At 72.1% G+C, this 23,090-nt stretch carries 25 protein-coding genes; 7 read left to right on the top strand and 18 right to left on the bottom strand.

Annotated features, from left to right (window positions below; translation table 11 throughout):
* Positions 1-12: 12 nt before the first annotated feature.
* The 3 genes from AB0I38_RS01125 to AB0I38_RS01115 form a co-directional block, all read right to left on the bottom strand.
* On the bottom strand, positions 13-1,080 hold the full coding sequence (locus AB0I38_RS01125) for a trypsin-like serine peptidase (protein WP_358459869.1): 1,068 nt from the start codon (positions 1,078-1,080) through the stop codon (positions 13-15).
* Positions 1,081-1,222: 142 nt separating this feature from the next.
* Complete coding sequence (locus AB0I38_RS01120; protein ID WP_358459867.1) at positions 1,223-1,618, bottom strand: hypothetical protein; 396 nt, start codon at positions 1,616-1,618, stop codon at positions 1,223-1,225.
* Between the two features lie 52 nt (positions 1,619-1,670).
* Positions 1,671-1,865, bottom strand: coding sequence for a hypothetical protein (locus AB0I38_RS01115; protein WP_358459864.1), 195 nt, complete (start codon positions 1,863-1,865; stop codon positions 1,671-1,673).
* A gap of 105 nt (positions 1,866-1,970) precedes the next feature.
* Here AB0I38_RS01115 and AB0I38_RS01110 point away from each other — a divergent pair, with 105 nt between their 5' ends.
* Entirely contained in the window at positions 1,971-2,291 is a 321-nt protein-coding gene (locus AB0I38_RS01110; RefSeq protein WP_358459861.1) for a hypothetical protein, read from the top strand.
* On the opposite strand, the gene AB0I38_RS01105 is transcribed toward AB0I38_RS01110, so the two are convergent.
* Both AB0I38_RS01105 and AB0I38_RS01100 read right to left on the bottom strand, forming a co-directional pair.
* Complete coding sequence (locus AB0I38_RS01105) at positions 2,288-2,599, bottom strand: DUF3817 domain-containing protein (RefSeq protein WP_358459858.1); 312 nt, start codon at positions 2,597-2,599, stop codon at positions 2,288-2,290. The two genes, AB0I38_RS01110 and AB0I38_RS01105, sit on opposite strands and share 4 nt — an antisense overlap.
* 98 nt (positions 2,600-2,697) lie before the next feature.
* Positions 2,698-3,726: an acyl-CoA desaturase gene (locus tag AB0I38_RS01100; protein WP_358459855.1), complete on the bottom strand. Its 1,029-nt coding sequence runs from the start codon at positions 3,724-3,726 to the stop codon at positions 2,698-2,700.
* Positions 3,727-3,947: 221 nt separating this feature from the next.
* On the opposite strand from AB0I38_RS01100, the gene AB0I38_RS01095 reads away from it, so the two are divergent.
* From AB0I38_RS01095 to AB0I38_RS01080, 4 genes are all read left to right on the top strand, one after another.
* A complete protein-coding gene (locus AB0I38_RS01095; protein WP_358459852.1) occupies positions 3,948-5,363 on the top strand; it encodes a cytochrome P450 in 1,416 nt (471 codons plus the stop codon).
* A complete protein-coding gene (locus tag AB0I38_RS01090) occupies positions 5,360-6,952 on the top strand; it encodes a peroxidase family protein (RefSeq protein WP_358459849.1) in 1,593 nt (530 codons plus the stop codon). The genes AB0I38_RS01095 and AB0I38_RS01090 overlap by 4 nt, the downstream gene beginning before the upstream one ends.
* Complete coding sequence (locus AB0I38_RS01085) at positions 6,949-9,096, top strand: hypothetical protein (RefSeq protein WP_358459846.1); 2,148 nt, start codon at positions 6,949-6,951, stop codon at positions 9,094-9,096. Before AB0I38_RS01090 ends, AB0I38_RS01085 begins: the two co-directional genes overlap by 4 nt.
* A gap of 167 nt (positions 9,097-9,263) precedes the next feature.
* Positions 9,264-9,506, top strand: a complete 243-nt coding sequence (locus AB0I38_RS01080; RefSeq protein ID WP_358459844.1) for a hypothetical protein — start codon at positions 9,264-9,266, stop codon at positions 9,504-9,506.
* Positions 9,507-9,676: 170 nt separating this feature from the next.
* On the opposite strand, the gene AB0I38_RS01075 is transcribed toward AB0I38_RS01080, so the two are convergent.
* From AB0I38_RS01075 to AB0I38_RS01065, 3 genes are read right to left on the bottom strand one after another with little or no spacing between them, the layout of a single operon-like run.
* Positions 9,677-10,003, bottom strand: a complete 327-nt coding sequence (locus AB0I38_RS01075) for a DUF1048 domain-containing protein (RefSeq protein ID WP_358459840.1) — start codon at positions 10,001-10,003, stop codon at positions 9,677-9,679.
* A gap of 1 nt (position 10,004) precedes the next feature.
* Positions 10,005-10,361, bottom strand: a complete 357-nt coding sequence (locus AB0I38_RS01070; RefSeq protein ID WP_358459837.1) for a DUF1048 domain-containing protein — start codon at positions 10,359-10,361, stop codon at positions 10,005-10,007.
* Positions 10,358-10,681: a PadR family transcriptional regulator gene (locus tag AB0I38_RS01065; protein ID WP_358459834.1), complete on the bottom strand. Its 324-nt coding sequence runs from the start codon at positions 10,679-10,681 to the stop codon at positions 10,358-10,360. Before AB0I38_RS01065 ends, AB0I38_RS01070 begins: the two co-directional genes overlap by 4 nt.
* A 188-nt stretch (positions 10,682-10,869) precedes the next feature.
* Between AB0I38_RS01065 and AB0I38_RS01060 the strand changes: the two genes are divergently transcribed.
* Positions 10,870-11,061: a hypothetical protein gene (locus tag AB0I38_RS01060; protein ID WP_358459831.1), complete on the top strand. Its 192-nt coding sequence runs from the start codon at positions 10,870-10,872 to the stop codon at positions 11,059-11,061.
* Positions 11,062-11,209: 148 nt separating this feature from the next.
* Complete coding sequence (locus AB0I38_RS01055; protein ID WP_358459828.1) at positions 11,210-13,108, top strand: AfsR/SARP family transcriptional regulator; 1,899 nt, start codon at positions 11,210-11,212, stop codon at positions 13,106-13,108.
* 109 nt (positions 13,109-13,217) lie between these two features.
* Here AB0I38_RS01055 and AB0I38_RS01050 read toward each other — a convergent pair whose 3' ends face one another.
* Genes AB0I38_RS01050 through AB0I38_RS01005 form a run of 10 tightly spaced genes read right to left on the bottom strand, consistent with a single transcriptional unit; the run spans position 13,218 to position 23,089 of the window.
* Positions 13,218-14,024 (bottom strand): glycosyltransferase family 2 protein, encoded by an 807-nt coding sequence (locus AB0I38_RS01050; protein WP_358459825.1) that lies wholly within the window; start codon positions 14,022-14,024, stop codon positions 13,218-13,220.
* Complete coding sequence (locus AB0I38_RS01045; RefSeq protein ID WP_358459822.1) at positions 14,006-14,752, bottom strand: polysaccharide deacetylase family protein; 747 nt, start codon at positions 14,750-14,752, stop codon at positions 14,006-14,008. The genes AB0I38_RS01050 and AB0I38_RS01045 overlap by 19 nt, the downstream gene beginning before the upstream one ends.
* Positions 14,749-16,317, bottom strand: coding sequence for an Ldh family oxidoreductase (locus tag AB0I38_RS01040; protein ID WP_358459820.1), 1,569 nt, complete (start codon positions 16,315-16,317; stop codon positions 14,749-14,751). The genes AB0I38_RS01045 and AB0I38_RS01040 overlap by 4 nt, the downstream gene beginning before the upstream one ends.
* Complete coding sequence (locus AB0I38_RS01035; RefSeq protein WP_358459817.1) at positions 16,314-17,921, bottom strand: condensation domain-containing protein; 1,608 nt, start codon at positions 17,919-17,921, stop codon at positions 16,314-16,316. Before AB0I38_RS01035 ends, AB0I38_RS01040 begins: the two co-directional genes overlap by 4 nt.
* Positions 17,918-19,273 (bottom strand): MFS transporter, encoded by a 1,356-nt coding sequence (locus AB0I38_RS01030; protein ID WP_358459814.1) that lies wholly within the window; start codon positions 19,271-19,273, stop codon positions 17,918-17,920. Before AB0I38_RS01030 ends, AB0I38_RS01035 begins: the two co-directional genes overlap by 4 nt.
* Entirely contained in the window at positions 19,270-19,698 is a 429-nt protein-coding gene (locus AB0I38_RS01025; protein WP_358459811.1) for a VOC family protein, read from the bottom strand. Before AB0I38_RS01025 ends, AB0I38_RS01030 begins: the two co-directional genes overlap by 4 nt.
* A 13-nt stretch (positions 19,699-19,711) precedes the next feature.
* Positions 19,712-20,524: a sulfotransferase gene (locus AB0I38_RS01020; protein WP_358459808.1), complete on the bottom strand. Its 813-nt coding sequence runs from the start codon at positions 20,522-20,524 to the stop codon at positions 19,712-19,714.
* Positions 20,521-21,390, bottom strand: a complete 870-nt coding sequence (locus AB0I38_RS01015) for a sugar phosphate isomerase/epimerase family protein (protein ID WP_358459805.1) — start codon at positions 21,388-21,390, stop codon at positions 20,521-20,523. The genes AB0I38_RS01020 and AB0I38_RS01015 overlap by 4 nt, the downstream gene beginning before the upstream one ends.
* Positions 21,381-22,115 (bottom strand): hypothetical protein, encoded by a 735-nt coding sequence (locus AB0I38_RS01010; protein WP_358459802.1) that lies wholly within the window; start codon positions 22,113-22,115, stop codon positions 21,381-21,383. The genes AB0I38_RS01015 and AB0I38_RS01010 overlap by 10 nt, the downstream gene beginning before the upstream one ends.
* Positions 22,112-23,089, bottom strand: coding sequence for a Gfo/Idh/MocA family protein (locus AB0I38_RS01005; protein ID WP_358459799.1), 978 nt, complete (start codon positions 23,087-23,089; stop codon positions 22,112-22,114). Before AB0I38_RS01005 ends, AB0I38_RS01010 begins: the two co-directional genes overlap by 4 nt.
* Position 23,090 lies beyond the last annotated feature (1 nt).

The raw sequence follows: 23,090 nt of genomic DNA, 5'->3' as shown, positions 1-23,090 counted from the left end.
GCCCCGGGAGGGTCAGAGCGCGTTGGTGCGCTGCGCGGCCTGGTAGACGGCCATCGCCTCGTTTCCGAAGAAGGGGCCGAACATGAAGTCGGGGGCGAAGTTGTACTTGAAGCTGTTGACGGAGTTGAGCCAGCCGAGCCCGGTGGACTCGTCGAACCCCTGGAACCACGGGCCGCCGCTCGACCCGCCGGTCATGTTGCAGCGTAACCCCAGGTCCCTGGTCATGACGGTGTCGTCGAACGCGCGCCCGCTGCAGTAGATCAGCGCCGAGCCGTCGAAGGGCGCCGCCGCCGGATAGCCGAACGAGAACATCTGCCGCTGCCTCGGCTGGTTGAACGCCACCCCCTGCCCGCCCACGACATCGGTCAGCGTGCGGCCCTGCAGCGGCGCGACCACGGCGGCGGCGACGTCGAAGTTGATGTCCTCGCGAACGTTCCACTGCTGGGTGGTCAGCAGCCTGCTGGCCACCCAGGTGCCGAACGGGCGCCGGCCGTTGTCGAAGGCCGGGACGAACACCCAGTTGCGGTGGAAGGCGCCGTTCAGCTTCACACAGTGCCCGGCGGTCATCACGACGCTCTCGTTGGCGCTGGTCACGGCCGTTCCGGAGCAGGAGGAGTTGCGGCCCTGCGCGGTGGTGAAGAAGACCCGTCCGACGGTGCGCACGACGGCCCCGCCGTCGGTCCAGCGCAGGCCCGGACTGTTGGGCACCACGGCCTGCAGCTGGGCGGTGCCGGCTGAGGAGCGGCGGATCGTCCACGGCGTGCCCTGGCCCGTGCCCTGCTTCGTGCCCTGACCCGCGCCCGCCGAGCCGCCCCGGGTCGCCCACGGGTTGCCCTGGGTCGGCCCGCCCGACCGCGCCGTGCGCCGGGGCGCGGGCGCGGCCAGCGGCTGCGCCGCCAGCATGCGCCGTGAAGTCCAGTACGACAGCACGGTCCTGCGCTCCGACCAGGAGTCCGTGGCTGACCACCTGGCGGGTGTGGGGTCGAGCCCGTTCCCGCTGGCCTGGGCGGTGCCCGTGGAGACCAGGGCGCCTGCCACGGCGACCGTGACAGCGGAGAGCAGGGCGACACTGCGGTGCATGACGTACCTCCCGAAGACCAGAATCTGCTATCGGGAGGTACGTACGGCGATGTCCATCTTCCTCAAGCCATGACCGTTTGGGTATGGCGGCACTATGGAACGAAGCCGCCGTACTACCAATGGTCACCATCGGGGTGGCCCGCTAGCCCAGCCGGCGGTACGCCTCCGACAGCTCCTCCACGCCGCAACCATCGGCGATCATTTCGAAAGTAAGATCGATGGCCTGTTGGACGGCGCGCCGGCTGCGGCTCCGAAAGCCCGCGGTGGGCTCGTCCCAGCCGCCGCGTAAGGCTTTGAGCACGTACTCACCTTCGACGCGACCGGGGTCACTCCAACTCAGATCGAGGAGCCAGTCGCTCGGATGCCTCGTCCAGTGATCGCCGGAGAAGGCCATTCTTTCGATGGACAGAATGTCGTCACTGAGATACGCGTCGGCGTCGTGTGAGGTGATCGGTTCGTCGTCATCGAATGCGACGAAGATGTTGAACACCACCGCCCATCCGCTCGGGATGCGCAACGGAACAAGCCGGCGCGACACCGGGAAATGGCGGTGAGCAGGGCGTTCGCGCCGTAAGTCAAGCGGTCCTCGATCACACATGGAACCAGTGGATACGGCGGCACGTGGAGCACACGAAACAGGTCGCATCACGGTTGGCCCAGTCAAGGTTGAAGAATGTCATTCCGGTGGTCTGGAGCTTCCACTGATGGCGCTCGAACAGCTCGTTCTGGCACGTGTCGCATTTTAGGTTGCCGTGGGGAAGCGTCACGGGCTGAGGCTCGTTCATGCTCATGATGCTAGGCATTTTTCCTATTTGACGCGTGATCGCGCCTCGCGGGCCGCAGTCCTGCTGATGCCCGCGTCGGTCCCGTGCCCCGGGAGTATTGCCCGGGTGACCACAGCGTCAACGCCCGACGGCCAAGTCAAGATCGCCGGCATCGCCCAGCGCATCCGGGGGCGCTCCTGGCCGGTCAGCTCCGTCGTGCAGGTCCACGGCGGCCCCGCCCTTCGCGACGTGGCCCTGGCCTGCTACGACGCGCTGAACCTCGAACTGGACCCCTCGACGATCGGCACGGTCGAGGAGGAGACGGGCGTCTTCGACCCGCACACCGTCGCCGCCGCGATCACCACGGCGTACGTCACGCACGGACTCGTACGCCCCGGCGACATCCTCGACACGACCAGCCCAGCCGTGGTGGGAGCCGGCCGCTAGCCGGCAGCCGGTGCGGGGGACGGACTGCGGGCCGCGCGCGACGCCATCCGCCGTTCGAACCACAGCGAGGTGAACGGCGGGACCGCGCACGCCAGGCCCAGTAGCACCGTGCCCCGGCTCCAGCCCGCCTCTCGTGCCGCGAGCACCACACCGACCGCGTACAGCACGAACAGCGCCCCGTGGATCGGCCCGAACACCTTCACCCCGAGCTCCCCGGTCGCGATCACCCACTTGAAGAACATCCCGGTCAGCAGTCCTGCCCACGAGCACGCCTCGGCCACCGCCACGACTCGGAACCAGCGCAGCATGCTTCACCCTTTCCGTCGAATACCGCGCATACTCTACAGGTTGTAGAGGAAAGTGGCCGCTGCGGCTCCGGCGCCCGGGACAGTGATCGGAGAGACGGTCAGCCGCGCCGGTCGGCCCGGTCGGTTCGGTCGGTCGGGTCGCACCGGTCGGTCCGGTCAGCCGGGTCGGTTCGGTCGGTCGGGTCGCGCAGGTCGGCCCGGCGGGCGGCCACGCGGTCGGGGGACGGCCAGTGCACGTCGTGCGCCCAGCCCGCCCGCTCGAACCAGCGGATCAGCCGGGCGCTCGGATCGAGCTGGCCCCTGAGCACCCCGTGCCGGGCGCAGGTGGGTTCGACGTGATGCCAGTTGTGCCAGCCCTCGCCGAGCGTCAGCAACGCCACCCACCGCACGTTCGACGAGCGGTCCCTGGTCCGGAACGGACGGTCGCCGAAGGTGTGCGCGACGGAGTTGACCGACCAGGTGACGTGGTGCACCACGGCGTAGCGGACCAGCCCGCCCCAGAAGAGGGCGGTCCACGCGCCCGTCCATGACATCGACCACAGCCCGCCCACCACGGCGGGTAGCGCGAACGACAGCGCCGCGACGGCCGGGTAGGCGGCGTCGAACCGGCGCACGTCCGGATCGGCCAGCAGGTCGGGCACCCAGTGCCGTGGGCTGGAGCGCCGGCGCGCCGTGAAGAACCAGCCGACGTGGGCGTGCAGCATGCCGCGCAGCAGGGCCAGGCTGTCGTCTCCGTAGCGCCACGGTGAGTGCGGGTCGCCCTCGCGGTCGGCGTACTTGTGGTGGCGGCGGTGCTCGGCCGTCCACAGGGTGACCGGGCCCTCGACCGCCAGGCCGCCGGCCAGCATGAGCGCGACGCGCAGCGGTCTGGCGCACTTGAAGGCCCGATGGGTGAAGAGCCGGTGATAGCCGATGGCGATCCCGAAGATGCTGACCAGGTACATCACCACCGCGATGACCACGTCGCGCGGACCGATGCCCCAGCCCCAGGCGGCGGGCACGGCCAGGGCGAGGAGCAGCACCGGGAGCACCACGAGGACGACCAGGTAGACGGTCCGGCGCCCGGTGGTGACCAGCACCGTCTCCGCCGTGCCCGAACTCGGCTGCGGGATGGAGGACGAGTTCACGCTTGCTCCCGTGATCGGCGAGGACGATACGGCTCCTCATTCAACGGCCGTCTCCCCGGACCACGGCAATGGCCGTCAAGTGACGAAGTCGTCACTAAGAGGAACCAAAACACTCCATACGGTAGCCATCAGGGGGGAGGGTTTCGGCCGCCTAGATTGTGGTGGCCACACAACGTGATGATCTCTGTTCGGTCCGACGTCACAACGGAAGGGGCCACGGCATGGGCGCTGTCGATCAGGCAACCACGGGCAGTCATCTGGAGAGATACGACGAGGCGCTGGCCCGCGACCCGATGTCCGCGTTCGGCCTCGTCCGCGAGTGGATGCGCACCGACTGGCGCGCCCTGTTCGCCGAGCTGCGCGAGCGACGCCCGGTCTTCGTCACCCCCGCCTTCACGGTCGTGACCCGTTTCGCCGACGTCGCCGAGGTGCTGTCCCGCGAGGAGGTCTTCTCGGTCCGAATCTTCGGCCCAAGGCTCGACGCCGCGCTGGGTGGCCCGTTCATGCTGGGCCGGGACGCCACCTCGATGAACTGGCGAGACAAGGGCCTGATGCGGGTCATGCTCGACCCGCGCGACACGGCCGGTGCGCGCGAGCTGGCGGGTCGCATGGCCGACGAGCTGCTCGACGCCGCCCTGCCTTACGGTCGCGTCGACGCGGTCCAGGCGCTGTTCCGCCCCGTCGCTCTGGGCGTGTGCGCCACCTACTTCGGCTTCCCCGGCCCGGACCAGCAGACACTGTCGCGGTGGACCCGGGCCATCGTCACCGACGGCTTCGCCAACTTCCTGGGTGACCCGGAGATTCAGGCCGCGTCGGTCCGTGCGGGCACGGAGATGATCGACTACCTGCGCGGCCGGCTCGCCGAGCACAGGGCCGCGCTGCGGGCGGGGCTCGACCTGCCCGACGACGTCTTCACCCGGCTCGCCCGCACCACCCTGCCGGACGGGATCGGCGTCGACGACGAGCGCATCCTGATCAACATGGCCGGCCTGCCCCTGGGGTTCGTGGAGAGCGGGCCCGGAGCCATGGTCGAGGCCGTCGAGCAGCTCCTTCTGCGTCCCCAGGTGCTGGCGGAGGCCGTCAAGGCGGCCGCCGACCCCGATTCTGGCCACTTCGACCGCTACGTCTGGGAGGCACTGCGGTTCAACCCGTTCTTCAAGCTGCTTCCCCGGCTGTGCGAGCGCGACTACGTGCTGGCCGCCGGCACCCCGCGCAGCACACTGATCCCCGCCGGCACGGTCGTGCTCGCGGCTCCGGCCTCGGCCATGTTCGACGCGGACGTGGTGACGGAGCCCGACGAGTTCCGCCTCGACCGGCCGGCCCACCAGCAGCTGTTCTTCGGCTACGGCCATCACGCCTGCCTCGGCGTGCATCCCGCCAGGGCCATCGTCTGCGAGGCCGTACGCCGCCTGCTGCTGCGCCCCGGCGTGCGCCTGCTGCCGCCACCGGAAGGACAGGTCGCCCGGTCTCAAGGGATCTTCCCCGACCGGTTCCTCCTCGGCCTCGGCGCCGACGGGCGGTTCGGTGCTGATGGGCAGCCTGGTTCCGACGGGCGGCCCAGTGCTGGTGGGCAGCCTGGTTCCGACGGGCGGTTCGGTGCCGATGGTCAGTTCGGTGCCGACGGCCAGGAGGGATGACGATGGCGGCAGGCAGGACGAAGGCGCGCGGCATCGCCACCGACGGCGCGGTCAACCGGCTCAGGTTTCTGGCTCTGACCAGCGGCCGGCCGTTCTGGGATCTCGTACAGACCGTTCAGCCGCTACGGCGGCGGCTCAACGCCTCGCTGATCGACCACGCGATCCGCGAGATGCCGCCACGGCCGGAGCCGCTGAGCACGATGGCCGACTACACGTCGTGGGCCTCGCTGACCGACCGCACCTTCAGCGGCAGGCACCTGCCCCCGTCCGCCGGCGACCAGAGCGGCCGGCCCAGCCCGCAGCGCGCCGCCGACCTCTTCACCCGTGGCGACACCATGATCCCTTGCCCACGCTCCACGGTGCTGTTCGCCTACTTCGCCCAGTGGTTCACCGACGGCTTCCTGCGCGGTGACGTCAACATCCCGCGCGACCCGCGCCGAAACACCTCCAACCACCACATCGACCTCAACCAGGTCTACGGCCTGCACGCGGAGATGACGGCCGCGCTGCGCACGTTCGAGGGCGGGCTGCTCAAGAGCCAGCTCATCAACGGCGGGGAGTTCCCGCCCTACCTGTGCGAGAACGGCAAGATCAAACCGGAGTTCGCGCCGCTGAGCGTCATCCGCTTCGCGGAGATGACCGACGAGCAGCGCGACACGTTGTTCGCGACCGGGAGTGACCGGGGCAACATCCAGATCGGCTTCACCATGCTCACGGTGTTGTTCCTGCGCGAGCACAACCGGGTGGCCCGCCTGCTGGCCGCCTGCTATCCGCACTGGGACGACGAGCGGCTGTTCCAGACCGCGCGCAACATCCTCATCGTGCTGCTGATCAAGCTGGTGGTCGAGGAGTACATCAATCACATCACCCCCTACCACTTCCGCTTCACCCTGGACTCGGGGCTGTCGTCGATGCTGGCGCGCGCGTCCTGGCACCGCGAGAACTGGGCCTCGGTGGAGTTCAACCTCGTCTACCGCTGGCACAGCCTGATCCCCTCCCGGCTGTCCGTGGGCGGGCGCGAGCTTTCGATGGAGCAGACCCTGGTCGCCGGTGCGCTGATCCCCGAGCCCGGCCTCGGCCGGCTGTTCGACGACGCCTCCCGCCAGCGCGCCGGCCGCATCGGCCTGTTCAACACCGACCCCGTCCTGCGGGAGGTCGACGTGGCCAGCATCGCCGACTCGCGCGCGCTCAGCCTGGCCTCCTACAACAGCTACCGCGAGCACTGCCGCTTTCCCCGGGTTCGCCGCTTCGAGCACGTCTCCGGTGACGAGCAGGTCAGCGGCGCGCTGCGCGAACTCTACCGCGGCGTCGACGACCTCGATCTGTACGTCGGCCTGTTCGCCGAGGAACCCGGCGCGCCCGACGCCATCCTGCCGCCGCTCCTCACGAAGATCATCGCCATCGACGCCTTCTCCCAGGCGCTGACCAACCCGCTCCTGTCCTCGCGGGTGTTCAACGCCGAGACGTTCACCCCGCACGGCCTGCGGATCATCGCGACCACGCGGACCCTGTCCGACGTGCTGCGCCGTAACGTCCCGGAGGATCCGCGCCCCCGCTTCGTCAGCATGTCCCGACGGGCCGAGCGGTGAGCGGGGAGACCGGTCCGGCCGCCGGGCCGTTGCGCGCCGCGGCCCGCGAGCTGGTCGACCTCGGGGTCGTGATCAGGGAGGCGTCGGTCCACGCCACGGCCGCGCTCACGGACGGCGCCCTGCTCCGGGCCCTGCCACACGCCCCTTCGGCGGCCTTCCTGGCCCACCGCGCGCTGCTGCGCTCGATCGTCAACGGCGACGGCCTCGGATACGCGCTCGCCGGCGGCCGGTTGGGCGCGCTGGCGGCCGCGGTCGGCGCCATGGCGGGCACGGAGAGCCTGGCCGTGCGCGTGCTGGCCACCTCGCTGCGGCTGCGGATCGCCGCCGTGGCCGTCGACCACCCCGAGCTGACCGGCGACCCCATGCTCGGCCGGCTCATCGAGGCGGTCGCGGCCGACCGCGACCTGGCGGCCTTCCGCGCGTTGCGCGCCCTGCTCAAGGATCGCGGCGCGGTGCGCGCGCTCAGCGAGCTCGCCCCGGTCTTCGGCGAGGTCCTCGCGCTGCGGGCGCTACTGGACGAGAACCCACTCAACGACTCCGCCGCCTGGCTGATCGCGACCGGAGGCGGCTACGCCACCGCCGACCCGATCACCGGCATGAGCAACAGGGCCATCGCCGTCCTCGACACAGGGGAGGGAGCCGCCCGCCGCGTCGACCTGACCGAAGCCGAGTCCGCGCGGCTGTGCTCGCGAGGGTCGCTGCTCGGGTTCCTGCGCGACATCAGCGCGGTGGGCACGACGGGACGGGTGCTCATCCAGAGCGTCGAGGGCCCCGACGGGGTGGTACGCCACGTCATCCAGGCGCCCGGCATGCGGGCGGGACGGCCCGACCACGACTCGCCCCAGGACCTGCTCGGCGCCTTCAGCAGCGCCGTGCTGGCCAGCAGCCCCTACAGTCGCGCGCTGGCCGAGGCCGTGGCCGACTACGGCCTGCCCCAGGGCGCGGAGCTGGCTCTCATCGGGCACAGCGCGGGCGGCGCGGCCATCATGAACCTGGCCCAGGATCCGGAGTTCTGCGCCCGCCACACCGTCACCCACGCCGTCGCGGTCGGCTCGCCCATCGACTTCAAGACACCCGCCGACCCCCGCACCTGGGTCGCCAGCGTCACCAACCAGCACGACATCATCCCCACCCTCGACGGGCAGGGCGCGGGCGGCTGCTTCGACCTGCACCCCGGCTGGTATGTGGTCGACTACTTCGACTCCACCCACCTCTTCCCGCTCTGCCACAGCATCGACCACTACATCGCCAACCTCGCCGACGACCTGATCGAGGCCCGTGACCGGATCGACGGGCAGCTCGCGCTCTACCATGGGCCGGTCGTCCGCTCGCAGGCGTACCTTCTGTTCGACCGCTCGCCCGACCCCGAGGGGTTCCCCTTCCTCACCGTGCCCACCTACCCGGTGGACGGCCCGGAGGGCCCCGTCGAGCTGCCGATCAGGTGCCACGACGGCAGCGCGCTCACGGCCTACTTCGCCGCGGATCCGGAGGCGGCGGCGGGTCTGCTGGCGGGCACCGGGTTCGGCCCCGCCGTGCGGCTCGCGGGTCGCGCCCTCGTCGCCCTGTACGCGTCCTGGAACCGGCGCACCAGCGTGGGCGGCTACCGCGAGCTCCACCTGGGGGTCGTAGTGCCCGGCCCGTGGCGGTCGCGGTCGCCCCGAGTCTGGCCCGACCTGCTGCGCGGCGCCGACCGGCGGCGCTCGGGCAGCTATCTGGCCGGCTCGGTGGTCGACGACGCCGCAGTCTCGGCCATCGGGCCGCGGTTGTGGGGTGGCGAGCCGTACCTCGCGCCTCTGGAGTTCGAGCTCACCGCCAGGTCCGCGCGCGTCACCGCCGGCGCGGCCGACGACCGGGTGCTGACCCTGCGCGGCCTCCTCGGCCCCGGGCTGCCCGCGAGCGACCCCGACCTGGTCGGCTACACGCGGGAAGCGGGCACCACGCTGCGTTCCTGCCTGCGGACCCGCGGCCTTGGCCGACTGCATCCCGTGCCACGGCTGCGGCTGGCCGTGGAGCCGCGGTCGGCTCACCCACTGGCCCGCCGGCTTCGCGAGCTGGGTCTCGACGGCGCCCGCCCGCTGCTGTGCCTGTCGGCCGGTGCCCGCCAGACGCTCCGGTCCGCCGCCACCCCGATGCCGCCCCCCTGACCGGAATGCCGTTGTCAGCCGGGCGGCCGTCGTCCTGCCGCTCCCTGACCCGAGGACCCATCTCAGGCGAGCCCGGCGGCCGTCGTCCTGCGTTCCTTGACCGGAGGACTCATCTCAGGCGAACCCGGCGACGGCCGCCTGGTTCCGATCTTCTGGCTGGAGGAGCCATGTCAGACGAAGCCGCGGCGATCGCCGCCCATGCCGTGGTGCTGCAGTCCGACGCCCGGACGCTCGCCGAGTGCGTCGAACGCCTGCGGGAGATCGAGGCCGGGCTGGAGGCCGGCGGCGTCGCGCCACCATGGCTGCGCGAGGCGGTGACCGCACATCTCGCGGCCTGTGCGGCCGCCGCCGCCGATCTGAGCGTGGCCGCCGCGCACCTGCACCGCTACGCCGAGCGGGCACGCTCGTGAGCCTGCCCAGCCGCACCGCTCGTGGCGGGCGCCTCCTGATGAGCCCTCCGCCCGGCCCGCCTGACCTGCTGGTGGGATCGCCACTGCGCCCACAGCGGTGGCGACCCGGCCTGACGAAGGCGCGCTCGGCGGCATGAGCAGCGTCCGCCAGCGCCTTGGGTCGACAGGTGCTACTTCCCGGCCGTGCCGGGTTCCCCGCTGATGGACTCCTGATAGAGGTCCGCGTAGGTGCGCGAGTCCTTGACCAGGTCGTCGCAGAAGGCAGCGACGTCGTTGCCGATGAGCTCCAGGACTCCCTTGCCGGCCGCGACGCCCTCCTCGAAGAACTCGAGGATCCCTGAGAGCAGGGACCCGTCAGCCAGCCCGACCGGCCCGACCTTGAAGAAGTACCTCTGCATCTCCTTGTAGACGATCTGGTAATCCGGCGGGAGCGCCTTGACCCGCGCCATGTGCGCCCGCCACTGCTTCTTACCCTCGATGATGTCCTGGATGCCCACGTCAGCCTCCTAGCCGGCCCAGTTTCCTTGCGACGTTCCTGTTCAACTGCTTGCGCCACCGGTCGCGATAGGTCCGGGCCCCTTCTCCGCCGGCCAGCGCCGCGCAGAAGCCCTGGATGTCGTCACCCAGCACCTCATGAATGCTCTGCCCATCGGACGCCGTCTCTTCGAGTAGCCCCAGAGCACCGTCGAGAATCGGCATCAGGTTGCGGCCAGTGAAGTCCCCGTAGAGAAAAAGATGACCCTTGATCTTCTCCCACGCCGCCCGGTAGTCGGCCGGCAATGTCGCGGCCCGGGCTTCGAACGTCTTCCATTCCCTGGTGAGATCGCTGCCTGTAATGGTCTCCCAGAAGTTCATCGCACCTCCTTGAGGTGGTCGATCCGTGATGAGACGTACTCCCATTTCGCCCAGAACGTCGCGAGTTCTTCGCGCCCCGCGTCATTGAGCGCGTAGAACTTGCGCGGCGGGCCCAGCCCGGACGGTCGTTTGGTCACCTGGACGAGCCTCTTCTTCTCCAATCGCAGCAGGATGGTGTAAACCGTCCCCTCGATGACATCGGTGAAGCCGAGTTCGTTCAGCCGACGTGTGATGGCGTATCCGTAGGTCTCCTCGCTGCCGATGATTTCAAGCACGCAACCCTCAAGCGTGCCCTTCAGCATCTCCGTCAGGTCGTCCACCCCGGTCCTCCTGGCATTAGTACTCTGTGCCACCGAGTACCACTATACCGTATCACAGAGTAGTGAAGGCGCCCAGCAAGCGAGCGATGGCTGTTGCGGCCGTCGTCCTGCCGCTCCTTGAGCCGACGACCCATCTCAGGCGAACCCGGCGACGGCTGCCTGGTTCCGATCTTCTGGCTGGAGGAGCCATGTCAGACGAAGCCGCGGCGATCGCCGCCCATGCCGTGGTGCTGCAGTCCGACGCCCGGACGCTCGCCGAGTGCGTCGAACGCCTGCGGGAGATCGAGGCCGAGCGCGCCCGTGAGCCCGCCTCGTGCACCATCCCGGTGGCGGGCGCGTATCTGGGCCCACTGGTGGACTTGGTTTGCGATGCTCAGTGACATTCAAGACGGTTGCAAGTAGATGGCGACATTCTGACGTGGTTTGACCACCAGAATGAGGAGACGCCTTGCTCTCGCATCACCCGACCGGAGGCTGCTCCCGGAGGACGCGGCGTCCGGGCCGACGGCCGCCCTCCTGGCTCCGCCGGTGACGACGACATCGGCGGCCTCGGGGGCGGAACCGGTGACGATCAGGCTGCTCGGGCCGCTCGACGTCATCTTCGGCGACACCGTGCGATGCGTCTCGGGGATGCGCAGGAAGACCGCGCTGGCCACGCTCGCCCTGAGGGTGGGCGAGGTGGTAAGCACCGATCGGCTGATCGACGTCGTGTGGGGCGGCCGGTCGCCGGTCACCGCGGTGAACACCTTGCAGAGCCACATCTCCTACCTGCGGCGACTGTTCGGGACGAACGAGTCGATCGTCACGCGCCCGGCCGGATACTGCCTGGAGCAGGGCGAGATCACCACGGATGTGCAGCGGGCCGAGCAGCTCATCGACCAGGCGCGGCAGTCGGCGGACGCGAGCGGTCGCGCGGCCAGGCTCAGGGACGCGCTCTCCCAGTGGCGGGGACGGCCGCTGGACGACCTCAGCGCCCACCCTTGGCTGGACGAGCAGGCCGAGCGCCTCGAACGGGTCCGGCTGATGGCGGTCAACATGCTCGCCGACGCCCGGCTCGACCTGGGCGAGCACGCCTCACTGATTCCCGAGTTGGAGGATCTCACCCGGCGCTACCCGTTCGACGAGGCCGTGCACCGGCAGCTGATGCTCGCGCTGTACCGGACCGGACGGCAGGCCGACGCCCTGTCCGTCTTCCACCAGGTCCGGAGCAGGCTGGGGGATGAGCTGGGCATCGCACCCGGGCGGTCGCTGCGCGCGCTGGAGGAGGCGATCCTGCACCACGACGCCGCCCTGGACCCGCCCATGTCCGTCCCCGTCGCCCGCGCGGGGAGCCCGGCCGCCCCGGTCACGGCCGGGCACCTCCTCCCCGTCCTGCCCGGCCAGGTCATCCCGGCGCAGCTGCCGCCCAGGGAAGGCCGGATCGTCGGCCGGCTGGCCGAGCTCGACCAGCTCGACCAGGCGATGGCGCGGGGCCGTGGCTGCGGGATCGAGTTGCCCAGCACCGTCATCCTGACCGTGTCGGGAACGGCGGGAGTGGGCAAGACGGCGCTCGCCGTGCACTGGGCGCAGCGGGTGGCCGGGCAGTTCCCCGACGGGCAGCTCTACGTCGACCTGCGAGGGTTCGATCCCAGCGGATCGGTGATGGATCCGGCCGACGCCCTGCGCGGCCTCCTCGACGCCCTCGGTGTGCCGCCGCACGGCAGTCCCGTCGGACTCCAGGCCCAGGTCGGGCTCTATCGCAGCCTGCTGGCGGGCAAGCGCATCCTGGTGGTGCTCGACAATGCCAGGGACACGGCGCATGTCCGTCCGCTGCTGCCCGGCTCGCCCGGGTGCGTGGCCGTGGTGACCAGCAGGACCGACCTGACGCCGCTGGTCATCACCGAGGGCGCGCAGCAGCTGACCCTCGGCCTGCTGCCGCCCGCCGAGGCGTACACGCTGCTGGCCGGTCGGCTCGGCGCGGACAGAGTGCGCGCGGAGCGCGAGGCCGCCGAGGAGATCATCGAGGGGTGCGGCGGGCTACCGCTGGCGCTGGCCATCGTCGCCGCACGGGCCGCCGCCTACCCTGTGCGGCCGCTCGCGCGGCTGGCCGCCGACATGGGCTTGGCGCCCCTGGACGTTCTCACCGGCGGTGATCCCGCCACGGACCTGCGCGCCGTCTTCTCCTGGTCGTACCGATCACTCGGGTACGACGCGGCCAGGCTGTTCCGCGCTCTCGGGCCGCATCCGGGCCCCGCCACCGCGCAACACGCCGCGGAACTGACCAACCTGGCCGTACATCGAGCGCGTCTGCTGCTCGACGAGCTCGTGGGCGCCCACTTGCTGACGCGACCCGCGCCCGACACGTACGTGCTGGACGGGCTGCTACGGGCGTACGCGGCGGAGCTTTGGCGGCAGCGCGAGAGCGAGAAGTGCCTCCCCTGCGGGTGAGCCTCCCAGGAGGTGAGCCGCCGAGGAGCGCTCACCTTGCCGGTGAGCTGCCCAGGAGGTGAGTGGCCGAGGGGCGCTCACCCTGCCGGTGAGCTGACGACGTCCGCCGTCATCGCGCGAAGCGCCCCACCGCGTGCACCGCGCCGAGAAACCGGTTGACCTCCCGTACCGTCCGCGTGTTCCCGACGGCTCCATCCCGTAGCGCCCGCACCCCCTGGGGCACGGTCATGCGCTCGGCGTGCTGCCGCCCCGAGGACCACGCGTCCGACAGGGCTCGCCCCCACCCCTTCCCGTTGCGGTGCGCGATGACCAGCTCCGGCCGGAACCGCACGGGGCTGCCGCGCTCGGCCATGGACTGGGCGAGGCTGTTGTCCCCGCCGGTGCCCTCCCGCGCGAAGCCGCCCACCTCGTGGAAGACCTCGGCCAGGACCGAGCTGTTGCCACCGGCGAAGAATTCGACCGGGGCATCGCGCTCCAACCGCGCGTAGCGGATGTCGTACCGGGCCTGGCGGGCCTGTGACAGCAGGCTGTCGTCGAAGCAGAGCACCCGCCCGGTGATCGCGGGACGCTCATCGTCCACCGCTGCGGCCTGGATGAGCCAGTCGCCTCGCGGGGCCGCGTCGTCGTCCAGGAAGGCCAGCAGGTCGCCGGTGGCCAGCTCGACCCCGCACCGCCGGCTGGCGCCGGCTCCGATCTGGTGGCGGTTGCGCAGCACCTCGACAGGCAGCGGCGAGGACCCGGCCGCTGCCGTGGCGTGCGCGGCGGCCGAGGCGTCGTCCACCACGATGACCTGATGCAGCTTCGCCCGGCAGTCCGAGCCGTCCAGCCGGCGGGCGCACTCGGCCAGCGCGTCCAGGCACCGCCGCAGGTCAGAGCTCCTGTCGCGGGTGGGGATGATCACTGAGATTCGAACCACTGCTCTCTCCATCCAATAGCGAGGCCCGCCCACCGCTCGACCTGGCCGACCGGCAGGTACGTGCGGCGGATGTGCAGCGGGCGGTGTGCCCAGGACGCCGGCGCGGCCTTGACCGTTCCGAAGGCCAGCACCCCGGCGGGAACCGGAGGCCGCTCGGGGATCAGGCCGTACGGATAGGCGAACGTGCGCACCGGCCCGCCGGTCCGCTCGCCGACCCTGCGCAGCGAGGCCGCGACCTGCTCGGCGGCCTCAGCGTGGCCGAGCTCGGGCAGCGGGGGGTGGCCGACGGTGTGCGCGGACAGCACGTGCCCGTCCGCGCTGAAGCGCTCGGCTTCCGCCCAGGTGAGGAAGGACTTCCTGGGCGGCAGCGCCGCCCGCTCGGACTCGCCCAGCCGTTCGGCCGCGTCGAGTTCGCCCGTGACGCAGAAGAGCAGGACCTTGACGCCGAACTCCGCGAGCAGCGGCGCGGCGATCTCCAGATTGTCCCGGTAGCCGTCGTCGAACGTGAACAGCACGCTCGGCTGGTCCGGCGGCCGGAACCCGGGCCCGACGGCGGCCGGGTCGAGTGCCGGGCCGACCAGGTCCAGCACCGTCTCCAGTCCCCGCCGGAAGTCGTCCGGAGAGAGCGCCGTGTAGTGGTCGACGAGGGCGTTGACGTGGTGGAAGTACAGCACCAGCGGCCAGCCGGGAGCGGAGCCCAGCGCGGGGTCGGCGAGGGCGGCGCTCACCGGAGCCCCCAGCCCAGCTCGGCCAGCACCGACGCCGGCACCTCGACCCCATGAGCGTCCGCGCCCACGGCGTGGTCCTCCTCCGGCTGGTCGGGGAACCACGGGCGGGCCGGCTCCGACGCGTAGCCGTCCAGCACGGCCTCGCGCAGCCGCCGTACGAATCCGGAGAGCCCCTCCTGCGCGTCCCCCGACGGGAAGTGCCGGGCGGAGAAGCCGACGAACAGCTGCGAACAGCCCATCACCCGATCGAGCTGCTTGCGCTGCTTGCCGACGTCCGGGCTGACCCGGCCACCGGCCAGCGCGCCGGCCAGGACCTCGGCCAGGAGCGTGACGCACAGCCCCTTGTAGTCGCCGAACAGCGGGATGGAGCCGTTGCGGTCGAGCTGGCGCGGGTCGGTCGTGGGCGCGCCCGAGGCGTCCTGCAGCCAGCCCGGAGGCACCGGCACGCCCCGGTTCGCGGCGTCTCTGATCTTGCCCGCGGCGACGACACCGGTGGCCAGGTCCACGCAGAACGGCTCGTCACCGTCGGTGGGGGTGACCAGGCAGATGGCGTTGCTGCCCAGGGTCGGCCTGCTCGCGCCGGGCGCGGCGATCGACGGGCCGGAGGTGTTGAGCAGGAGGCCCACCACCTGATGCTCCTGGAAGGTGTGCCGGTAGGCGGCGAGCATCCCGACGTGGTTGTTGTCGTGCACCGCGACGGCCGCCAGCCCGTGTTCGGCGGCTCTGGCGGCGCACCACTCCGCCGCCAGCCGGGCCGCGGGCTGACCGAGGCCGCCGCCGGCGTCCACCGAGGCGATCACGGGGCCGATCTCGGTGAGGCGCGGCCGGGTCCCGAGCCGGATCCCGCCCTCCTCGATCCGCCGCAGGTACGTGGGCAGCAGGGCGATGCCGTGCGAGCGGTGTCCCCGGCGCTCGGCGTCGACCAGCACGCCGCTCGCGGCCTCGGCGGACGCCTCGTCCACCCCGGCGGCCAGCAGCGCCGCCACCGTACGGCGGTGCAGCTCGGCCAGCCGGACGCGGGCGGATTCCGGCCGGGGGGCGGATTCCGGCTTGGGGGCGGCCGGGGTCTCCACGAACTGCCCGCCGTCCAGCCGCAGTGACCGGTACCGAACTGGCACGCTGAGCCCGTCCCAGTCATGCCCGGCGAGAACGACCACGCTGCCCGGCTCGTCGGCCGCCGGCAGGGCGGCCGGGCTCACCCCGTCGGGGCCGTCGCCGGCGTCCAGCACCGTGGTGCCCGGACTGGGCCGGAGCCGGCCGAGCCGTCCGCTGCGCACCCGGCCGGCGCTGACCACGCCGTACCTGGGGGGCATGCGCCCGTCCAGGAGGGCCGTCACGCTGTTGCGGGCCTCGCGGTCCAGCCCGGACAGCAGGACCTTCTCACCCTCGCCGACCCGCAGGTCGGCGCCACGCAGCAGCACCCGTTCGGCGCCGGGCGGCCCGACGGACAACACGACGTCCCGCAGTTCGAGCGCGGGCGGCAGCTCGGACGCCCGCCGATCCGGCAGGTGGGATGCGGGCAGGTCGGAAGCCGGTAGGGAAGGCCCGGCCGATGGCGGTGTCATGCGTCCACCCCGTCACGGACGACCGCGGTCCCCGCGAGCAGGGCGAGCGTGGATCGCACCAGGTGCTCGACCGTCTGGCTGGTGAAATGGTCGCGGCTGTACTTGATGGCGAAGGCGAATCGTTCGCCGACCTGGTCGGCCTCCAGCATCAGCAGGTACGGCTCCGTCTGCCGGGGCGAGCGGCGGCCACCGGCCGAGGTCTGCGACGGCGGCAGCCAGTCCGACGTCCTGGCGTTGATCTCGCTCATCCTGCTGCGGAAGTTCAGCCGGATGCCGCTGCCCGGCAGGTCGGTCAGCGCGGGGTGACCGGCGAAGCGCAGCGCGTCGAAGCCGAACCGGTTCTTCGGTACCCGGTCGAACCCGGCCGCCGCGCGCTCCAGCCAGTCGCCCGGTCCGCCGGTGACCACGACGGGGTAGTTGGCCTGGAAGTAGCCGATCCCAGAGGTGATGTCGGGGCCGCCGGGCAGCCGGTCGCGCCCGTGGTGATAGGTGTCCACGCTCACGGCGGGCAGCCCGAACCGCCGCATGATCGCGGTGGCGGCGGCGGCCAGCACCAGCGACTCGAACGTGAGCCCCGCCTCGGTGGCCAGCCGCTGTGCCGCCGCCGTCTCACGCGCGTCGAGTTCGGCGCTCACGAGGTCCATGCTGGGGAGCAGCCCCAGCCCGGCCAGCTCGGCGGGAACCCGCGCGACCTCCTGCCAGTTCTGCCCGGCCCATGCCTTGGCGTCCTGTTCCGCCTCGGCTGAGGCCAGCCAGGTGGATACGGCCTGGGCCTGACCTCGGGGAGTGCCGGGTTCGGCCACGGGCTCGGCGCCGGTGAGGAGCGCTTCGAGGTCGTCGGCGAGGAGTTCGACGGAGAAGCCGTCGAGCGTCAGGTGGTGCAGGGCGAGCTGGAGCAGCCGTTGCGCGGGCAGCCAGCGCGCGGCCAGCACCCGGCCCTCGGCCAGCCGGTGCCCCCGCCATCCGGCCCGCAACACATCGGACACGGAATCCTTGGACAGCTCGTCTCCGGACACGGCATGCCCGGACACGGCTTGCCCGGACAGTTCGTCTCCGGGCACGTCCACCACCGCGAACACGCCGTCCGGCACGCCGGGCAGCACTTCGGCGCGCGGCGCGCCGTCCCCGTCGAGCAGGTATCTGGTACGCAGCGCCTCGTGCCTGCGGACCAGGGCCAGTACGGCGGCCTCCACGGCGCCGGTGTCCACGATGCGGCCGTCAGGTGTGCGCTCGGGCACGTCGAAGATCCAGCCGAGGGAGAAGTGGTCGGGCTCGGCGAACCCGTTGGCGATCCACCGGCGCTGCGTCGGCAGCAGCGGCACGGCCCCGGCTCCGGCCTCCTCGACCGGTGCCGCCGCGACCTCCGCGCCGCGGGCCTCAAGCCTGGACAGGATGCCGCCGAACGTACGCCCGCGCAGGATGTCGGCGGTGGTCGAGACGACCCGGGCCTGCCGCAACCGGCTCAGCATCCGGATCGCCAGCAGCGAGTCGCCGCCCGAGGCGAAGAAGTCCGCGTCCGGCCCGGCAGGGGGCGTGCCCAGCGCGGCCTGCCAGGCCTCGCCGAGCACGTCGGCCGCCGAGTAGGTGGAACCAGGTGTGGTCATGGCGTGGTGCTCATTTCTTTCGGTTCGGCCGGTTCTCGGGCGCCGCGGGCCAGCCACGCGCTGGCCAGGCAGCCCGCCCCCAGGACGGCGGCCAGGACGAACCAGGCGAACTCGGGCGCCTGGGTGATGAGGAGGATGACGAGCACCGGGCCGATGGCCTGGTGCGCGGAGAAGCTGATGGAGAACAGCGACAGGTAGCGCCCACGCAGGTGCTCCGGGGCGAGGTTGACGGAGACCGTCCACTCGCCGACCGCGCCGTACAACTCGGCGACGGTGTGAGCCAGTACGCCGACCACCAGGAGGGCCACCACGAGCACCAGCGCGTCACCGGCCACCGAGGCCGCCCAGTAGACGACGGCGGCGAGCGCGAAGGCGGCGGCGGCCCGCACGTACACCGGCGGCGTCTGCCCCGCGGTGGAGACGCCCTTGGTCAGCCGGACCTGCAGGATCACGACGAGCGCCGTGTTCATCGCGAACAGCACGCCGACCAGCCCCGGCGGGGCCGAGGTGTGCTGGTGGATCCAGAGCGGCACGCCCACGTTCAGGGCGGTGACGTGGGTCATGACCATCGTGTTGAGCACGGCCAGCGCGACGTACCTGCGGTCGGCGAGCACCTCACGGAAGCCGCCCTTGGACCCCTGCCCGGCGCCCTGCCCGGCGCCCTGCCCGGCGGCCTGTCCGGCGGCCTGCTCGGCACCCCGCTCGACGCCCTGCCCGGCGGCCCGCCGGGAGGTGGCCCGCTGGTGCGTCACGTGGATGCCGGTGACGAGCCCGGCGGCGACCAGGAACGAGATCGCGTCGCCGGCCAGGACGGCGTGGTAGCCGGCCTGGGCGTCGAGGGTCAGGAGCGCCGCGCTGGTCAGCCCGCCGAGGCCGAAGCCGATGTTGCGCACCGACCGCTGGAAGGCCATCAGGGGCACCCGCTGCTCGGCGGTGACCATGGCGGCCACCAGCGCCTGCTTGGCGGGGCGGCCACTGTGCTCGGCGATCTCGGCGATGATCGCGACCACCAGGAAGGACGCCAGGTCCCAGATCGCGAGATAGCCGAGGTAGCCGGCCGCCGCCGTCAGGAAGCAGGCGATCACCATGGTCCTGGGACCGAGCCTGTCGATGAGCGCCCCGCTCAGGGGCGCGCACACGGTTCCGGCCAGGGCGGCGACGCCGAGGCCGATGCCCACCGACGCGGCGGGCAGGCCGACCACCGTGGTCAGGTAGATGACGGTGACCGGGATCCGCATGCCCGTGCCGATCGCGTCGATGACCGCGACCCACGCCCAGCGCCGCACGCCGGGCACATCGGGCAGGCCGATCCAGTCGCGGGCCAGGCCGCGCAGTAAGGGCGGGGCCTTCATGGCCCCGTCTCTTCGTCGGGGCTGAGGAACTCCAGCCGGTTCTCGTGGCAGTCGATGGCGTAGAAGCGCCGGTGACCGGGGAAGTTGTCGTCCCAGGTGACCTTGACCCCCTGGCCGGTCAGGTGCTCGGCGAGCGCGTCGATGTCGGCCACGAGGATGCCGGGATGGGCCTTGCGCGCCGGGCGGAAGTCCTCCTCGACGCCCAGGTGGATCTCCAGGCCGTCGGTGCGTACCCACAGGCCGCCTCGGGCGGCGAGCACCGGCGGCTTCTGGATCTCCGTCATGCCGAGCACGTCCACGTAGAAGCGGCGGCACACGTCCTCCTCGCCCGGCGGCAGGGCGAGTTGCACGTGGTGCAGGCCGAGGCCGAAGGCGGACGTGATCGCGGTGGTCTCGTAGGGCAGGGGCTGCTGGCGGTCGTTCATGCCGGAATGCCTTTCATCGAAGACTTGATCGGGAATCTCCATGGTGAGGGGTGCCGGCCAGGGCCTGCCAGATCCGCTCGATGCGCGGCGGCAGTGATCGTGGCGGCTCCGGGGGCGGACGTTCCGCGAGCAGGCCCGCGTGCGGGGCGAGGTCGAGGCCCACCACGGCGGAGAGCCGGTCGAGGTCGTCGCCCGCGCACAGCCGGCCGTACTCGACCACGGTGCTGCGGGCCGGATCGCGGGCGCGCTCGTGCCGCAGCCACGGCTCGTGCCAGGCGGCCCACTTGTCCAGCGCGGCCTCCCATGTGCCGGGCCGCCAGGGGCGGTCGCCGGACCAGCGCAGCATCGAGTCCGCCACGGCCGCCGGATGGCGGACCAGCAGCACCCAGTGCGCGTCGGGCACGGTCTGGGCCAGCCGGTCGAGCTCCAGGAGGTACTCGTTGTACTTCTCGCCGAACCGGGTCGCGCCCGCGTAGGCCCGCCGTACGAGGTCCCGCCGCAGCGTCGCCGCGTCGAGGGCCGATCCGGCCGCGACGTCGGCGGCCGCCTCGCGCAGCACGCCCTCCACCGTGGCGAGCCACCGCTCGCTCCTCAGCCCGTACGGCGGCCGCCGGCGCAGGGCGTGCAGCATCTCGTCGGCCCGCAGATGGCGAGCCCGGACGTCCTCCTCGGTGCACCAGCGGTGCAGCAGGTAGGGCAGCTTGCCGTTGATGGTGAAGACGCCGTCGACGGCGTCGAACGCGGCGTCGAGCACCGCACCCAGGGCGGTGGTGCCCGAGCGCTGGGCGCCGAGCAGGATGAGCGGCGGGGACCCGGACGTGCTCACCTGCCCGCGCTCTTCCCGGCCAGCTCGTCCATCCAGTCGCGCAGCCGCCGCATGCACGCCACGCTGGCCGAGTAGCCGCCGCGCGAGAACGTCTCGCCCCACGGGTTGTCACGCTCGGCGGCGGTCAGCCGCCTGCCCTGCCGCCAGTGCGTCTCCAGGCTGACGTAGCCCTCGTAGCCGTCTTCGGCCAGTCGCCGGAGGATCGCCGGCCAGTCCAGGTCGCCGTCGCCGAGCCGGACGTACCCGTGGGTGGAGTCGGGGTCCTTGACGTGCACGTGGCGGATGCGGTCACGGCCCGCCTCGTAGTCGGCGGGGAAGGGTGTGGCGTCCCAGCCGCTGAAGACGCTGTTGCCCGGGTCCCAGAGGATGCCGACGTCGTCGCGGCCGAGCTCCTCCAGGAAGGTCACGAGGTGCCGCACCGTCGGCGTGTTCGTCCTGGTGCCGTTCTCCACGACGAGCGGGACGGGCAGCTCCAGGCCGTCCAGCAGGGAGGCGGCGACCCGCCCGGCTCGTACGGGGTCGGGGTCGCCGTTCCGGTAGAAGCTGAAGATCCTGACGTGCGGCGCGCCGAGCAGTGCCGCCCGGCGGCAGGAGTCGACCAGCAGGTCGGCCGCGGCCCGCAGGTCGTCGTCCGTCTCGGGCAGCTCGGCCTTCAACGCCGGCGGCGCGAACCCGGCCGCCACCAGCCCGTGCTCCTCCAGGAGCCCGCGCGCCGCGACGAGCTGTTCGTCGCTCAGCAGGTGGGGTGGCGTGCCCTCCATCGACCTGATCTCGACGGCGTCGAACCCCAGCTCGGCGGTGGTCTTGGCGACCATCCGGCAGTCCTGGGTCAGCTCGTCGCCGATCACCGCGAGTCTCATCGGCATCTGTCCAGCTCCTCAAGAGTCATGTTCGGTACGAGGACGTGGGCGAGCACGGCCAGGTCGGAGTCCGGCGCGCCGGCGCGGGACTCGACGGTGATGGACCGCAGCGGGCCACGTTCCAGGACGTTCAGGACGGGGTCGAGGTCGGGCGGCGTCAGCGGCCGGTGCCGTACCCCTTCCGGAGTGCGCAGGACGCCCTTGACCTGGGCCGCGTGCACGTGCGGCGCGAGGTCGGCGAGCTGGTGGCGGTCCGCGCCGCCGATCTCCCGCAGGCCCAGCACGTCGAGCACGACCCCCGCCCCGGTACGCGCGGCGAGGTCGATCAGGCCGTCCACGGCCGGTCCGCCTGCATGCGTCTCGACCCACAACGCGAATCCGGCGTCGGCCGCGCCGCTTACCTGCTCGGCGACCAGCCCCAGGTCGGGCCGTTCCACGCAGAAGACCTTCACCGGCCACCGCGACGGCACCCCGGCCGCCTCGGCCGCCTCCGCCGGCGCCAGGCCGGGATCGCCCAGCCGCCAGCCGACGCCGGTGAAGAAGACCTCGGCCCCGGCCTCGGCGACCGCCCGCAGCCCTTCGGCCACGCCGTCGCTGTCCCAGCCCTGGCCCTTGCCGATCCGCAGGTCCACCCCGGACCCGCCGTACCTGAGCGCCGCGCGGGCGAGCTCGGTGGCGCCCGCCTGCGGGAGGGTCCCCGAGCTGAGTCCGATGGCCGGTACGCCGGTCATGAAACCGGCTCCATCAGGGAGTGGGCGGGCTGGTTGAGCAGGCCGTTCAGGGCCGCGACCACCCCGACGGCGCGGCTCAGCGCGGCCACGTCGAGGGGCGGGCCGCCCGCGGCGGCGTCGGCGAGCTCCTGGTAGAGCTCGGCCCGCAGCCGCGACGCGGGACGGGACGGCCCGCTGATCGGCTCTCCGCCCAACTCGCCGGTGACGGCGCCCGACCGCACCTCCAGCCAGGCGTCGCCGCCGAGCACCGTGAGCTGCTCGAACCTGGCGGCCGAACGGCTGGTGACGGTGACCGACAGCCGGGCGCCCGACGCGAACACGATGTGCCCGCACAGCTGCGTGTCGATGCCCGGCGCGGCGTCGATCCTGGACAGCGGCACCACCTCGCGCGGCGTGCCGAGCAGCTGGCACGCCAGGTCGAGGTAGTGCACCCCGAGGTGGGCCGTGACGCCGCCGAGGGCGTCGCGCGGGTCGGAGCGCCAGCCCGCCTGCCGGTAGTGCGCGTCGGCGCGCGGGCGCGAAATGGTCAGGGCGGCCACGGCGCCCGCCCACCGCTCCGGGTCGGCGGCGAGCAGCCGCCGGGGGAGCGCGAAGCGGTGCTGGAACATCACCGCGGCCAGCACCCCACCGGCTCCGGCCAGCGAGAGCAGCCCGGCGAGCTCCTCCGGGGTGCGCGCGGGCGGCTTCTCCAGCAGCAGGTGCTTGCCCGCCGCCACCGCCGCCTCAGCGAGGCCCGTCCGCGCACCGGGCGGCAGGCACAGCGCCAGCGCGTGGACCCCGCCGTCGGCCAGCACGTCGTCCAGCTCACGCACCGCCAGCCCCTCCGCCCGCGCCCGCGCGGCGGCGGCCGGATCGCTCTCCACCACCGCGACCGCGTGCGCGCTCCCGGCGCCGGCCAGGGCCTGTACGTGCTGCCGTCCGGCGTTGCCGTAGCCGACGACCGCGACCCCCAGCCCGGTCTCGTTGTCCTCCACT

Source organism: Nonomuraea cavernae (genome assembly GCF_040655715.1).
GTDB lineage: Bacteria > Actinomycetota > Actinomycetes > Streptosporangiales > Streptosporangiaceae > Nonomuraea > Nonomuraea cavernae_A.
Note: the sequence above shows the minus strand (reverse complement) of the source record. Positions and strands in the feature narration are given on the sequence as shown.

Bases quoted from the DNA above. Each gene is read 5' to 3' on its own strand.
- AB0I38_RS01125 (WP_358459869.1), bottom strand. From the start codon at position 1,080: ATGCACCGCAGTGTCGCCCTGCTCTCCGCTGTCACGGTCGCCGTGGCA.
- AB0I38_RS01115 (WP_358459864.1), bottom strand. From the start codon at position 1,865: ATGAACGAGCCTCAGCCCGTGACGCTTCCCCACGGCAACCTAAAATGC.
- AB0I38_RS01105 (WP_358459858.1), bottom strand. From the start codon at position 2,599: ATGCTGCGCTGGTTCCGAGTCGTGGCGGTGGCCGAGGCGTGCTCGTGG.
- AB0I38_RS01095 (WP_358459852.1), top strand. From the start codon at position 3,948: ATGGGCGCTGTCGATCAGGCAACCACGGGCAGTCATCTGGAGAGATAC.
- AB0I38_RS01090 (WP_358459849.1), top strand. From the start codon at position 5,360: ATGACGATGGCGGCAGGCAGGACGAAGGCGCGCGGCATCGCCACCGAC.
- AB0I38_RS01080 (WP_358459844.1), top strand. From the start codon at position 9,264: ATGTCAGACGAAGCCGCGGCGATCGCCGCCCATGCCGTGGTGCTGCAG.
- AB0I38_RS01070 (WP_358459837.1), bottom strand. From the start codon at position 10,361: ATGAACTTCTGGGAGACCATTACAGGCAGCGATCTCACCAGGGAATGG.
- AB0I38_RS01060 (WP_358459831.1), top strand. From the start codon at position 10,870: ATGTCAGACGAAGCCGCGGCGATCGCCGCCCATGCCGTGGTGCTGCAG.
- AB0I38_RS01040 (WP_358459820.1), bottom strand. From the start codon at position 16,317: ATGACACCGCCATCGGCCGGGCCTTCCCTACCGGCTTCCGACCTGCCC.
- AB0I38_RS01035 (WP_358459817.1), bottom strand. From the start codon at position 17,921: ATGACCACACCTGGTTCCACCTACTCGGCGGCCGACGTGCTCGGCGAG.
- AB0I38_RS01030 (WP_358459814.1), bottom strand. From the start codon at position 19,273: ATGAAGGCCCCGCCCTTACTGCGCGGCCTGGCCCGCGACTGGATCGGC.
- AB0I38_RS01025 (WP_358459811.1), bottom strand. From the start codon at position 19,698: ATGAACGACCGCCAGCAGCCCCTGCCCTACGAGACCACCGCGATCACG.
- AB0I38_RS01015 (WP_358459805.1), bottom strand. From the start codon at position 21,390: ATGCCGATGAGACTCGCGGTGATCGGCGACGAGCTGACCCAGGACTGC.
- AB0I38_RS01010 (WP_358459802.1), bottom strand. From the start codon at position 22,115: ATGACCGGCGTACCGGCCATCGGACTCAGCTCGGGGACCCTCCCGCAG.